Origin of the sequence: Acaryochloris sp. CCMEE 5410, from assembly GCF_000238775.2 — a bacterium.
Taxonomy (GTDB): domain Bacteria; phylum Cyanobacteriota; class Cyanobacteriia; order Thermosynechococcales; family Thermosynechococcaceae; genus Acaryochloris.
Window position 1 is genome coordinate 4,261,543 of sequence record NZ_AFEJ02000001.1, and the last position, 12,838, is coordinate 4,274,380.

The window sequence follows — 12,838 nt, forward strand, 5'->3', positions numbered from 1 at the left end:
CTAAGCAGGACGATGCCTAAACCCATAATTGTTTGTGTGGATGATGAAATCGCAGTCCTAGATAGCCTCAGACGTGAGCTATCTGAAGTGTTTGAAGATACCTGCGAAATAGAAACTGCCATGGGAGGCAAGGATGCCATGGCCCTGGTCCATGACCTGATCGCAGATGAATGCGATTTATCGGTCATCATTGCTGATTATCTGATGCCGGATATCAAAGGAGACGCGGTCTTACAACAAGTCCATCAGCTCTCTCCCCAAACTTTAACCATCATGTTGACGGGGCAAGCGAATGTTGATGGTATTTCCAATGCCATCAATACGGCCCAGCTGTATCACTACATTGCCAAACCCTGGCAACCTGAAGCGTTACAGTTAACGGTGCGAGAGGCCCTCAATCGCTATCAGCTCTCTAAAAAAATTAAAGACTATCAACAAACCCTCGAACGTAAAGTTGAAGAGCGCACCCAGAAATTATCCGAAACATTGCATACCCTGCAAACCACCCAGGCAGAACTGATTCAGGCGGAAAAAATGGCTGCTCTAGGCCAGTTAGTGGCGGGCGTGGCCCATGAAATTAATACCCCGGTGGGCAATGCCCTGTTAGCTGCCTCGGTATTGAATAATGAAACCAGTTCTTTAACTCAAGCCTTTGAGCAAGGAGCGTTAAAACGATCGGCCTTAGTGGGCTATTTGCAGACTGCTCAAGAGAGTAGTGATCTGATCTTGCAAAATCTGCATGGGGCGGCGGCCCTCATTCAAAACTTCAAGCAAGTTGCGGTGGATCAAACCAGCCATGAGCAACGAGAGTTTCAGATCATCCCGTATATTGAGAGTGTATTGACCAATTTGGAACCGAAATTAAAACAGACTCGCCATACGGTTACGGTTTCAGGGGATGCTGCTCTAAAAACCACTAGTTATCCAGGAGCACTGTCACAAGTTGTGACTAACTTTGTCATGAATTCCCTTATGCATGCCTACCAACCTGGAGAGGCAGGGCAATTAAAATTTGAAGTGACTCAACAACAAGATCGGATTATTCTCGAATATGCCGATGATGGTTGTGGCATTCCTGCAGAACATCAGCCTAAGATTTATGAGCCTTTTTTTACCACGGGTCGAGATCGCGGCGGCAGTGGTTTAGGTCTGCATATTGTTCACAATCTGGTCACCCAGTCCCTTGGAGGAACCGTGTCTTGCCAGAGTGAGGTTTCCGTAGGAACCCAGTTTATGCTGCAGTTACCCTTGACCTTAAGGAAGGGGGAGGCTCATGCCCGAGGATAAATCCTTGCTTTCTGCAGGAACCCTTGAAGCCGATGATGAACTTCAGTTTTTGGAAGAGTTAGCCTGCCATTCCCAGAGTGAGGTGATTCCAGGGGGATGGAAAGTCATTGTAGTGGACGATGAAGAACAGGTTCATGAGGTGACGCGTCTCGCCCTGAAAAACTTCAAATTTGCTGATAAACCCCTGGAAATTATTTCGGCTTATTCCAGTGAAGAAGCTCAGCAGGTATTGAATCAAAACCCAGATACAGCAGTGTTGCTGTTAGATGTGGTGATGGAGACGGATGAAGCTGGCCTAGAGCTGGTCAAGCATATCCGTGATCATTTGCATAATATCTTTGTGCGTATTATTTTGCGCACCGGCCAGCCGGGCATCGCTCCCGAAAAATCGGTGATTGAAGGCTATGACATCAATGACTACAAAACTAAAACCGAACTCACCCAACAAAAACTCTTTTCTACCTTAATTACAGCCATTCGGTCTTATCGAGATTTACTCACCGTTGAGGAGAGTCGTCAACAGATTGCGTCTTTAAATCAACAGTTAGAAGATGCCAAACTCAGTTTGGAGAATAAGGTCAAAGAACGCACCCAAGCGCTGCAGCAGCAAACCTTAGCCTTAGCTGCCAAAAACAAGCAGCTAGAAGAAGAGATTCAGGCCAAACTCTATGCCCAGCAGACTTTAGAAGCGACCAATAAGAAGTTGGATGAAGCCAATAAGCAGCTGTCTCTGATTGCGAATCATGATGCCCTCACGGGGTTGGCGAACCGCCGTCGTTTTGATGAGTATTTGCAACAAATTTGGAAGCAAACTCAGCGAGAACAACAGCCCTTAAGCCTTTTAATTTGCGATATTGATTTTTTCAAGCAGTATAACGATACCTATGGTCACCTAGAAGGAGATATTTGCCTCCGAACGGTGGCCCAAAAGATTCACCAAACCATTGTGCGTCCCTTAGATTTAGTGGCCCGCTTTGGGGGGGAAGAATTTGCGATTGTGTTGCCCAATACCGATTTAGAGGGAGGGCAAGTGGTGGCGGAGCGCCTGAGAATGATCATTCAGAAGTCTCAACTTCCCCATCGTGGATCTTCTGTGAGCGAATTTGTGACCGTTAGTATTGGGGCCGCTACGGTGCGATCGCATCCCCATACCTCCGTATCGAGCTTAATCAGCCGAGCCGATCAGGCCCTCTATCAAGCGAAACAATCTGGACGAGACCAAGTGGTTGCTCTATCAATAACGGAGTAGGTTTTTCAGCAGGAGAAGAGTGCGATTTACAGACAGCCGGGGAACACTGGATGTAATTCGCGAGATCAGCCGAACGGCCATGCAAGACGTCAATGCTCCAACATCTCCATTCCAGGAAGCTTCCAGGACATCATCCCTAGAGAACTCTGATCAGGATCGACCCGTTATTCTGATTGCTGAAGATGATCGGATGACGCGAGCCATGATTAGTCATATCCTCACGAATGATGGATATCGGGTCGTGGAAGCCGAGGATGGAGAAACCTGTTTGGCCGCTTACCAAAAGAGTCCTCCTAACCTAGTGCTACTAGACGCCATGATGCCAGGTATGAACGGCTTTGAGTGCTGTGGTGAACTGATGAAGTTCCCTGAGAGTACCTACACCCCCGTTCTGATGATCACGGGATTAGAAGATCAGACCTCTGTTGATTGGGCCTTTGATGTGGGAGCATCAGACTACATTACGAAACCGATCCATTGGCCTGTTTTGCGACAGCGGGTGCGGATTCAGCTAGAAAGAACCCAACTCCATAAACAGCTGGAAGAAGCGAACAAGCGCTTAACCTACCTAGCTTCAGTGGATGAATTGACCCAACTTCCGAATCGCCGAGCTTTTACTGAAGCCCTTAACCGGGAATGGCGAAGAATGGCGCGGGAAAATTCTAGTTTAGCCTTAATCATGATCGATATTGACTATTTCAAAGTCTATAACGATACCTATGGACACCCGGTTGGGGATAGTTGCCTATTTCAGGTGGCCCGAGTTATCAAGGGTTGTGTCAGGCGTCCCGCTGATCTACCGTCTCGATATGGGGGGGAAGAATTTGCAGTAATTTTGCCGAATACCACGTTATCAGGAGCAATTCATGTTGCTGAAAATATTCGGTTGTCTGTACAAAGACTCATGATTCCCCATAAAAACTCGGCAAATGGTCCCTATGTCTCTCTCAGTTTGGGGGTGGCCAGTGTCATTCCTGATATCCAGGCAATGGAATCAGAAACTCCCTTGCTGTTGGCCGCAGACCAAGCGCTATACAAAGCCAAGGCTGAAGGCAGAAATCGTGTGTGTGTCGATCAAACCTTGTCAACGATAGAAAGCGAACAACTCATCGTCGATTCTGTGTAAACCCTCTAATACAGCTCATATTTCAAGAATTGACAGGCAATGGAGCCATTGTTGATCGCCGTGCGCTGGCAAGATTTGAGGCCAATCGATTGAGATAAGGCTTTATTCCCACTTAAAACAAAGGCGGTCCAGCCTTTGAAGCGTTGTTTGAGGATTTGACCCAATTGACGATAGAAATCCCCCAGTTCCCGAGGATTCCCTAAGCGCTCGCCATAGGGCGGGTTGCAGATGAGGATGCCGCTATCGGTGGGCGGTTCAACATCCTGTAAGTTGATAGCTTCAAACCAGATATAGTCTGCGACATGGCAATTTTGGGCATTGAGCTGGGCTTGGTCAATCACCTCGGGATTTTGGTCACTGCCCCAAATGGGCATGGGCAGTTGTGAGCATTGTTGTTCTCTCGCCTTAGTTTGTAAAGATGCCCATAGCGCCGCATCAAAATCTGGCCAGGTTTGAAAGCCAAATCTCTGCCGAAAAGCACCCGGTGCAATTCTGAGACCCTGTAAGCAGGCTTCCAAAGGTAGGGTGCCGGAGCCACAGAGGGGATCCATAAAGGCTAAATCGGATTGCCAGCCCGATAAGCGAATCAGAGCAGCCGCCAAGGATTCTTTTAAGGGAGCAGCCCCTACCGCTGGACGATAACCCCGTCGATGGAGGCTGCTGCCGGAACTATCCAGGCTAACCACACAGCGACCTTGATGGAGGTGAACGTTGATCCGCACGTCTGGAGTTTGGGTATCGATGTGCGATCTCGCTCCGAATTGCTGGCGCTGTTGATCGATAATGGCATTTTTAACTTGCAGGGCTGTGAAGTGACTATGGTTCAGCTGAGCTGTTTTCCCGGTGGCATCAACAGCCAAGGTATAGTCTGGGGTTAAATAATCCTGCCAAGGCAGTTTTTGGATGCCTTGGTAAAGATCGTCGGCATCATGGCAAGGGAACGCTTCTAGGCGCAGTAGAATCCGAAATGGCAGTCTGGCCCAGAGATTCATGTGATATAGCAATTTAAGATCCCCCTGAAAGGCTACTCCACAAAATCCAGGCTCAACGGATTGCGCCCCTAATTCTGTCAGTTCTTGGGCGGCTAAGGACTCTAGTCCTCGGGCAACGGTGGCAAAATATTGTCTGGGCATGACAGGGACCTCTTAAGAGTGGGCGGGAGAATCCCCAGCCACGACATCGCTTTGCTTATTGAAGCATTTTGGTTCGCGAACTGAATGGATGCCGTGACTTTCTCGGCAAAGGAGATAGTATGGATAGCCCTGAACAAGATAAAATTCAAACTGGATAGGCTTTGGTTTATCTTGCTATTCGTTTCGGAAAACTAACCCATGATTCATGAAGTGTTTATGCCTGCCCTCAGCTCCACGATGGAGGAGGGAAAAATTGTCTCTTGGTCTAAGGAGCCAGGTGACAAGGTCGAAAAGGGTGAAACGGTTCTGGTGGTTGAATCTGATAAGGCAGATATGGATGTGGAGTCCTTCCATGAGGGATATCTAGCAGCCATTGCAGTGCCTGCAGGTGGGGTGGCCAAAGTCGGTGCGGCCATAGGCTATGTTGCCGAAACGGAAGCTGAAATTGCTGAAGCGGAAAAGAAAGCATCTGCCGCTGAGTCTGCGGCCCCTGCTACGCTCACTCCGGCCCCCGCGCCTGCAGCTCCAGCCCCTGCTGCCGCAGCTCCGGCTCCTCCGGCTGCAGCCCCGGCTCCTGTTGCCACGATTCCAGCGGCTCCAGCAGCTACCTTAAACGGAGGCAGTGCACCGGCTGCTCCATCTAACGGTCGAGTGGTGGTTTCACCTCGGGCGCGGAAGCTCGCTAAGCAATTCAAAGTTGATCTCAATACCCTAACGGGCAGTGGTCCTCATGGTCGCATCGTGGCGGCTGATATAGAAGCAGCCTCTGGCCAAACCTCGACCACCGCCACGGCGCCAGCCGCCAGCACTGCTGCGCCTCAGCCATCCCTACCTGCCCCCGCTCCTTTACCCGCTGGAGCAGCAGCCGGTGAAGTGGTTCCCTTCAATACCTTGCAGCAGGCTGTGGTGAACAATATGGTGGCTAGCCTGGCCGTGCCCACCTTCCATGTGGAATATTCCATTGTTATAGATGCCCTAGACCAGCTGTATAAGCAGGTCAAGACCAAAGGTGTCACTATGACGGCCCTCTTGGCCAAAGCCGTGGCGGTTACCCTGCGCCAGCATCCCCTGGTCAATGCCAGCTGTGCCCCACAAGGAATCCAGTACAGCAGCGCCATCAATATTGCCGTGGCGGTTGCCATGCCCGGGGGCGGTTTGATTACGCCAGTTCTGCAACAGGCGGATCAGATGGATTTATATTCCCTCTCTCGCACTTGGAAAGATTTAGTCGCTCGCGCCCGTAGCAAACAGCTGCAGCCGGATGAATACAGTACCGGTACCTTTACCCTTTCCAATCTGGGAATGTTTGGGGTCAACAGCTTTGATGCCATTCTGCCCCCAGGGCAAGGGTCCATTCTGGCGATTGGTGGGTCTAAGCCCCAAGTCGTGGCGGATGATCAGGGCATGATGGGAGTGAAGCGACTGATGAATGTCAACATTACCTGCGATCACCGGGTGATCTATGGTGCCGATGCCGCTGCCTTTTTGAAGGATTTAGCGGAGTTGATTGAAACCAATCCCCAATCCTTGACTCTGTAATCCATAGATGGGAGCTTCATCATGAAGGCTTCTCCTTTTGTGAAGCTTCCGATTACAACGCATTTCCACATCACACCTAAAAATTGATCCGCTTATTTTAGGTGTGAATTAATCGTCCTGGCTGCGAAAAATACCAAAGGCGGCGGTGTAGCCATGAAGAAAGGTTGTGCCAGCAATGGGACCAATTTCGCCATTACAGAAAAAACCGCTGACCGGAATATTGTGAAAATAGCGTCTAAAGAGTTGAGAGTCGAAGTCGGGCTCTCCATAGAACCGCTCTCCTCGCCCTAAGCAATCAAACAGCAGGGCGGCTGTGGGCTGAGATTGATCTGGGGGCGATTTTTGGAAATAGTGTTGGAGCAGTTCTTCCAGTTCATCGGCAGAGGCTTGGGCATCTCGTAGGTGAAATTGAATCCGTTGACCGGGACGGATGCGATCGCCAATGGCAATTGCCCCAATGCGGGGGTCCACCCCAATTAAGTTGCGAATTAAAAAATCGCCTGGTTCTAGGTTTTGCTTAAACTCATTACAGACAATGCCCACCGAAAGGGAATGCTGGGCTAACTCTCGTTCGTCTTCATCTAAATCCTGAACCAAGGTTTGCAGGGCTTCCAAGGGCGTCTGTAGCTCGACTTCATCGGCATTAAACGTGGCTTCTACCGGAACAGTTTGCTCTTCCACCTGCAGCACAACGTTGCGCTCGGCTTCAGCCACCCGATAGGGTTGACCAATCGGTCGACATCCTTGGGCCACAATCGTTTCGATCATGATATTGCCACTCAGGGCAACGCCCACTGTGCCCTCGCGGTAGAGCTGGTCGTCACAAAACAGACCACTACCACTCCAGGAAGAACGACCACTGGCAAGACCGCCAATTTTGACGGCACCTGGGTAGGCATAATCTAGCCCTTGCAGCAGATCACTAATTTTTGAGCTAGAGGGATCGGCAAACAGGATGAAATGGGGTTGATGAGCTGGATCCACTTCCAGTAACTCAGTCCAGGTTAAAGGGGCACTATCCGGATCCGGTAGCTCATCTTCATAGATATGAAAGGTTTGAATGTCAACACCGGGTAATGAGGCCAAGGTGAGGGTAATGCCAGGTTCTTCTTCAACTTCTGCTGTAGATCCACCCTGGGTGGGGCCAATCACGCCATTCCCCCCACATCCAATAAAATTCTGGACAGGCAATTTATCTGCCAGTAGGGGCTGTAATCGAGGAAATTCGCTGGCAAAGGTGGTTGAAATAAATAGAATGGCTAAATCTGCAGGGGCATCCAAAGATTGCATGGCTGTGGCAATCACTTCATCTAGGGCAGCTTCTAGAGAGGGTTGTGTCGATAGTGCACTAGCCCACTTCATCTTTGCTCCTTAGGAGGGTTTCCTGACATCATGTCTGCGGTATTTCAGAACATTGACGGGGCTGATCGACGGCAGAACGGCGACCCCGAATGGGGTAATCCCAAGAACACTCTAATATGTCTGCTGATGCTTTGACAGTAATCCGCTGGGGATAATTGCCGTTCGTTAAGATTGAAGGGGCACCAGCCAGTATTCTAGATACATTCCCTTGATTTACCGATTAGGGTGAGGAGTCGCTGCTCACCGCCTTAAGATTATGGCCTTGGACAATTTACGAACACTGTATCAACAAGTCATATTAGAGCATTACAACAAGTCTCGTCATCTTGGCATGACGGATCTAGTCCATCGCCATCAACGGGGACATCATCCATCCTGTGGCAATACGATTGAGCTGACGGTTCAGTTAGAAGCGTTAGAAGAACGGATTGCTGACGTTCAATTAGAAGGTGAGGGATGTGCGATCGCAATGGTGTCCACTGATTTCATGGCGGATGCGATACCGGGCAAAACTATCCCTGAAGCCTTGCAAATAGTCCAAGCCTTCCAAAATATGATGAAAGGCGAAGGAGACTTCCCGCGAGAGCATCGTCAGCTCAACGTTATGCAGGGGGTGACCCAATTGCCCGTTCGGATTAAATGTGCCACCCTGACCTGGCACACCCTTAAACCCGCCTTAGAGCATCAGAGTGTAGAATCAGCGGATGAGTTTGTCAGCAATGAGGAGGATGATTAATGCCCACCCCTACCCCTGAGTTTTTTCAGCAAGCTTGTCAGTGGTGTGCCATCTTCATGCTTGTTAGCGGCGCGTTTACAGGGCTTGCTTTCGTGTTTAAGTGGGGCATTCGCTTCCGCTTTGTCGGTATCACCAGCCTTTTAGGGGTGCTGACGGGCAGTTTACTCGCCTTAAGCTTTTTCCCTTTAAGTAAAGCTGTGATTCCAGGAGCCGCTAAGTACAATCTGGTTTACGATTTAGCGGGCCCCGAAGTAGTGATCTCGGTCTCACCGACGATTACGCCTACGGAATTGGAGGCGACTCTCTTACAAGCCTCAGAAAATCTATTCTCCCCCGGACGAGTCGGTCGGGGCACCAATGACCTAACCATCAAAGTTCGCACGATTTTGCATCAGAAATCAGGCATGTCTCAACTCATTCCCCTGGGGCAAATTCAGCGCTCTTTGACCGTTCGTGACGACCCTAACGCTAAAATCACTTTGAATCAGGATAATTTAGCGGCTCTCGCCACCACGACTTTTGATCCCTCCTCTAGTTAAAATCAATATTGGAAGTCAGCTTCCCTAGCCAAATGGGAATCAGGAGAGGACTGACTTATTGCTTCGTACCGTCCCACCTATGTCTAAGTTCTCATCACCCTCTGTCTCCTCCTCGGTTGAGTGCACTAGTCAAGCCATTGCACCCCAAAGTGTCATTCGAGCTGAGCAAAGTCTGGCTCAATTAGAATCTTTGATCCAGCCCTATGGCCAACGACCGCTAGTGGTCGCTGGAGAGCATAGTTTAGCGGTCTTGCAACCTTACTTGGCTGCAATTTCAACGTTGGAGTTGGCGGTTGCCCATTATGGCAAAGATTGCAGTGAAGCCAGTCTCAAGGCCTTAGGAGAGGCGGTGACCTGTCATCGTGCAGACGTCATTATTGGGGTAGGCGGAGGCAAAGCGTTAGATGCAGCCAAACTCTTGGCCCATCAAAACCGCTGTCCCGTGATCACGATTCCCACCTCTGCCGCCACCTGTGCGGCCTGGACGGCTTTATCGAACTTATATTCGGAGGTAGGAGCATTTCAGTATGATGTCGGTTTACCTCGATGTCCTGATTTACTGATCCTGGATTACGAGGTGATCCAAACTGCTCCCCCGCGAACGCTGATTGCTGGTATTGGGGATGCGTTAGCGAAGTGGTACGAAGCGTCTGTGAGTAGCGGCCATTCCCAGGAAACCCTAACGATTGCTGCCGTGCAACAAGCCCGCGTACTCAGAGATATTCTGTTTCAGAAATCCGTGAAAGCCATTGCTCAACCAGGCAGTGACGAGTGGCGACAAGTGGTGGATGCCACGGTGTTAATGGCTGGAGTGGTCGGGGGACTAGGAGGAGCCCAATGTCGTACTGTGGCTGCCCATGCCGTCCATAATGGCCTGACCCATCTCTCGCCGACTCGCGCCAGCTTACATGGGGAAAAAGTGGCCTATGGCATTTTGGTGCAGTTGCGTTTAGAAGAACTAGTCCAGCATAACCATCTCGCGACAACGGCTCGCCATCAGCTGCTCAAATTCTATAAAGAGATTGGCTTACCGATGACTCTGGCCGATTTAGGGATGGAGGATGTGTCTCTGAAAGACTTACAAATGGCGGCACAAGTGGCTTGCCAGCCAGATTCAGATCTCCACTATTTACCCTTTACGGTGATGCCAGATCAGCTGCTAGCGGCGATGGTCTCTACGGCCAGTCCCATGGCGGACGGTAGTGCTAATCCAAGCTCTCCATCGGAAGAGGTTTGCCCATGAGTTTGGATTGGATCAAACCGGCTAACCGATTGAGTGCATTGCCGCCTTATGTATTTGCCCGTTTAGATGAACTCAAAACCTCGGCCCGCCAGCAAGGGCTGGATCTGATTGATTTGGGCATGGGTAACCCGGATGGTTCGCCGCCGGAACCTGTGATCGAAGCTGCGATCGCAGCCCTGAAATCTCCCAATAATCATGGCTATCCTCCCTTTGAAGGCCATGCAGACTTTCGTCATACCATTACCGATTGGTATCATCGCCGATATGACGTATTGCTCGATCCTGAAATTGAGGCTTTACCGTTACTCGGCTCAAAAGAAGGCTTAACCCACCTCGCCCTGGCCTATATCAATCCGGGGGATGTGGTGTTGGTCCCCAATCCGGCCTACCCACCTCACTTTCGCGGCCCCGCCCTGGCCGGAGCGGAAATTTACGGTTTGCCCTTAAAGGCAGAAAATGACTGGCTGATTGACTTAGGCAGCATTCCCGATCAGGTGGCAGAACGGGCCAAAATCCTCTACTTCAATTACCCCAGTAATCCGACGACGGCTGTGGCCCCCCGAGAGCTGTTTACAGAAATTGTCGCCTTTGCTCGTAAACATCAAATTTTGCTGGTTCATGACCTCTGCTATGCCGAGCTAGCGTTTGATGGCTATCAGCCTGTCAGCCTGCTGGAAATTCCAGGGGCAAAGGAGATTGGTGTTGAATTTCATACCCTGTCCAAAACCTACAATATGGCTGGTTGGCGGGTGGGGTTTGTGGTGGGAAATCCCCAAATTATTCAAGGGCTGCGAACCTTGAAAACCAACTTAGACTATGGCATTTTTGCCGTGGTTCAGGCGGCCGCTCAAACCGCGCTGCAACTGCCCGATAGCCATTTGCAAGGGGTTCAGCAGCGCTACCGAGAGCGACGAGATTTTGTCATTGCCGGATTGGGAGAGTTGGGCTGGCACATCCCCAAAACGAAAGCAACCATGTATTTATGGGCACCCTGTCCTGTAGAGATGTCCTCCGCAGACTTTGCCTTAAAGCTGATCCAAGAAACCGGAATTGTGATGACGCCAGGGAGTGCCTTTGGTCATCATGGCGAAGGCTATTTGCGGATTAGTTTGATCGCGGATTGCGATCGCCTCGGTGAAGCCATTCATCGTATCCGTCAATCTCAGATTTGTGGTATGCCTACCAGCAACGTTATCAGCCCATCATGAAGGGAAGGTTTCAAACATCTGTGATCATTTGTTGTTTCTCAAGTCAGAGCGGCTTCCCCCTGCTATTTGGGAGGAGCCATGACCGTTTCTAGAAGCATCTGTTTAGGATTTTTAGTCGCCATCTTAGTCGGTGCAGGCTTACTTCTGCTCCCCATCTCAACAGCTAGTGGAAACTGGAATAGCCCTGTTATTGCCCTGTTTACGGCCACCTCTGCTGTTTGCGTCACGGGCCATGTGGTGGTGGATACGGGATCCTACTTCTCCCCTGTAGGCCAGGTCTTTATCCTCACCCTGATCCAGTTGGGAGGGTTGGGGTATATGGTGTCCACCACGTTTTTGCTGTTGTTACTGGGACGGAAATTTGGCCTCAGAGATAAGATTGCCCTCCAGCAGGCCTTAGATCGCTCTAAATTACAGGGATCTAACCAGGTAGTGGTGTCCATCATTGCCACTATCTTGGTCTTTGAGCTGCTGGGTATGATCTTCCTATTTGGGGTGTTTAGCCAGCAGTATCCGACCCCCCTTGCCCTCTGGTATGCCGTGTTTCACAGCATCAGCGCTTGGAATAATGCCGGATTTAGCTTATTCCCGGATAGCCTGAGTAGCTATCAGTTTTCCTGGATCGTCAATCTCACCATTTCTGGTCTAGTCATTATTGGCGGCATTGGCTATGAAGCTATTTTTGAAGTGTATTTGTGGCTGCGCGATCGTCTAACCGGGAAACAAAAACGAACCCTGTTCTCTCTTAATTTTCGAGTGGTGACGAGTACCACAGTGATGCTATTAACCCTAGGCACCATCGCTTTTTACCTGACAGAATCTCGTAATCCAGACACTTTACAATCTCTGAGCTGGAATGATCAGCTGATCTCAGCCTGGTTTCAGTCCATGACGACCCGTACCGCTGGGTTTAACACCATTGATATTGGCAGTATGACTAATGCAGGGTTATTCCTGACCATTGCCTTTATGTATGTAGGCGGTAGTCCGGGTGGAACGGGGGGTGGGGTGAAGACGACCACGATTCGAGTCTTAAGTAGTTGTACCAAAGCGATTCTCCGGGGCAAGGAATCCGTCACCATGTATGAACGCCAAATCCCCGTATCCTTGATTCTGAAAGCGGTGGGGGTCGTGGTGGGTTCAATCACCACGATTGTATCGGCGACCACCTTAATGTCGATTGCTGATCCAGGGGTGGAATTCATCAATATTTTGTTTGAAGTGGTGTCTGCTTATGCCACGGTTGGTTTATCGACTGGGATTACGGCGGCTTTAACCGGAAGTTCGAAACTTATTTTGGCCGCCACCATGTATATGGGGCGCGTCGGTGTCTTACTCTTAATGGCAGCCTTATTGGGCGATCCTCGCCCTAGTACTGTTCGGTATCCAGAAGAGTCTTTATTGGTCGGCTAACTC

11 protein-coding genes are annotated in these 12,838 nt (G+C 50.1%); 9 read left to right on the plus strand and 2 right to left on the minus strand.

Going from position 1 to position 12,838, the window contains the following annotated elements; translation table 11 throughout:
• The first annotated feature begins 12 nt into the window (after positions 1 to 12).
• Genes ON05_RS19625 through ON05_RS19635 form a run of 3 tightly spaced genes read left to right on the plus strand, consistent with a single transcriptional unit; the run spans position 13 to position 3,662 of the window.
• A complete protein-coding gene (locus ON05_RS19625) occupies positions 13 to 1,287 on the plus strand; it encodes a hybrid sensor histidine kinase/response regulator (protein WP_010473592.1) in 1,275 nt (424 codons plus the stop codon).
• Complete coding sequence (locus ON05_RS19630; protein ID WP_010473590.1) at positions 1,274 to 2,536, plus strand: diguanylate cyclase domain-containing protein; 1,263 nt, start codon at positions 1,274 to 1,276, stop codon at positions 2,534 to 2,536. The genes ON05_RS19625 and ON05_RS19630 overlap by 14 nt, the downstream gene beginning before the upstream one ends.
• Before the next feature lie 19 nt (positions 2,537 to 2,555).
• Positions 2,556 to 3,662 carry a PleD family two-component system response regulator gene (locus ON05_RS19635; protein ID WP_010473588.1) on the plus strand — a complete coding sequence of 369 codons (1,107 nt, stop codon included), beginning with the start codon at positions 2,556 to 2,558 and terminating at the stop codon, positions 3,660 to 3,662.
• Positions 3,663 to 3,667: 5 nt separating this feature from the next.
• Here ON05_RS19635 and ON05_RS19640 read toward each other — a convergent pair whose 3' ends face one another.
• The gene (locus ON05_RS19640; protein ID WP_010473587.1) at positions 3,668 to 4,795 is read right to left on the minus strand and encodes a class I SAM-dependent RNA methyltransferase; all 1,128 of its coding nucleotides are present in this window, start codon (positions 4,793 to 4,795) and stop codon (positions 3,668 to 3,670) included.
• 198 nt (positions 4,796 to 4,993) lie between these two features.
• On the opposite strand from ON05_RS19640, the gene ON05_RS19645 reads away from it, so the two are divergent.
• The gene (locus ON05_RS19645; protein ID WP_010473586.1) at positions 4,994 to 6,334 is read left to right on the plus strand and encodes a dihydrolipoamide acetyltransferase family protein; all 1,341 of its coding nucleotides are present in this window, start codon (positions 4,994 to 4,996) and stop codon (positions 6,332 to 6,334) included.
• 108 nt (positions 6,335 to 6,442) lie between these two features.
• Here the strand turns inward: ON05_RS19645 and ON05_RS19650 are convergent, their stop codons facing one another.
• The gene (locus tag ON05_RS19650) at positions 6,443 to 7,696 is read right to left on the minus strand and encodes an FIST N-terminal domain-containing protein (protein WP_010473585.1); all 1,254 of its coding nucleotides are present in this window, start codon (positions 7,694 to 7,696) and stop codon (positions 6,443 to 6,445) included.
• Between the two features lie 256 nt (positions 7,697 to 7,952).
• On the opposite strand from ON05_RS19650, the gene sufU reads away from it, so the two are divergent.
• The 5 genes from sufU (at position 7,953) to ON05_RS19675 (ending at position 12,835) form a co-directional block, all read left to right on the plus strand.
• Entirely contained in the window at positions 7,953 to 8,432 is a 480-nt protein-coding gene (sufU, locus tag ON05_RS19655) for a Fe-S cluster assembly sulfur transfer protein SufU (RefSeq protein ID WP_010473583.1), read from the plus strand.
• Entirely contained in the window at positions 8,432 to 8,971 is a 540-nt protein-coding gene (locus ON05_RS19660; protein ID WP_010473582.1) for a Ycf51 family protein, read from the plus strand. The genes sufU and ON05_RS19660 overlap by 1 nt, the downstream gene beginning before the upstream one ends.
• Before the next feature lie 79 nt (positions 8,972 to 9,050).
• Entirely contained in the window at positions 9,051 to 10,214 is a 1,164-nt protein-coding gene (locus ON05_RS19665; RefSeq protein ID WP_029315205.1) for an iron-containing alcohol dehydrogenase family protein, read from the plus strand.
• Entirely contained in the window at positions 10,211 to 11,422 is a 1,212-nt protein-coding gene (locus tag ON05_RS19670) for an aspartate aminotransferase (RefSeq protein WP_010473580.1), read from the plus strand. Before ON05_RS19665 ends, ON05_RS19670 begins: the two co-directional genes overlap by 4 nt.
• Positions 11,423 to 11,500: 78 nt before the next feature.
• Positions 11,501 to 12,835: a TrkH family potassium uptake protein gene (locus tag ON05_RS19675; RefSeq protein ID WP_010473576.1), complete on the plus strand. Its 1,335-nt coding sequence runs from the start codon at positions 11,501 to 11,503 to the stop codon at positions 12,833 to 12,835.
• The last annotated feature ends 3 nt before the right edge of the window (positions 12,836 to 12,838 follow it).

Excerpts from the sequence above, each read along its gene's own strand:
- ON05_RS19625 (WP_010473592.1), top strand. The coding sequence starts at position 13 with ATGCCTAAACCCATAATTGTTTGTGTGGATGATGAAATCGCAGTCCTA.
- ON05_RS19630 (WP_010473590.1), top strand. The coding sequence starts at position 1,274 with ATGCCCGAGGATAAATCCTTGCTTTCTGCAGGAACCCTTGAAGCCGAT.
- ON05_RS19640 (WP_010473587.1), bottom strand. The coding sequence starts at position 4,795 with ATGCCCAGACAATATTTTGCCACCGTTGCCCGAGGACTAGAGTCCTTA.
- ON05_RS19645 (WP_010473586.1), top strand. The coding sequence starts at position 4,994 with ATGATTCATGAAGTGTTTATGCCTGCCCTCAGCTCCACGATGGAGGAG.
- ON05_RS19650 (WP_010473585.1), bottom strand. The coding sequence starts at position 7,696 with ATGAAGTGGGCTAGTGCACTATCGACACAACCCTCTCTAGAAGCTGCC.
- sufU (WP_010473583.1), top strand. The coding sequence starts at position 7,953 with ATGGCCTTGGACAATTTACGAACACTGTATCAACAAGTCATATTAGAG.
- ON05_RS19660 (WP_010473582.1), top strand. The coding sequence starts at position 8,432 with ATGCCCACCCCTACCCCTGAGTTTTTTCAGCAAGCTTGTCAGTGGTGT.
- ON05_RS19665 (WP_029315205.1), top strand. The coding sequence starts at position 9,051 with ATGTCTAAGTTCTCATCACCCTCTGTCTCCTCCTCGGTTGAGTGCACT.
- ON05_RS19670 (WP_010473580.1), top strand. The coding sequence starts at position 10,211 with ATGAGTTTGGATTGGATCAAACCGGCTAACCGATTGAGTGCATTGCCG.
- ON05_RS19675 (WP_010473576.1), top strand. The coding sequence starts at position 11,501 with ATGACCGTTTCTAGAAGCATCTGTTTAGGATTTTTAGTCGCCATCTTA.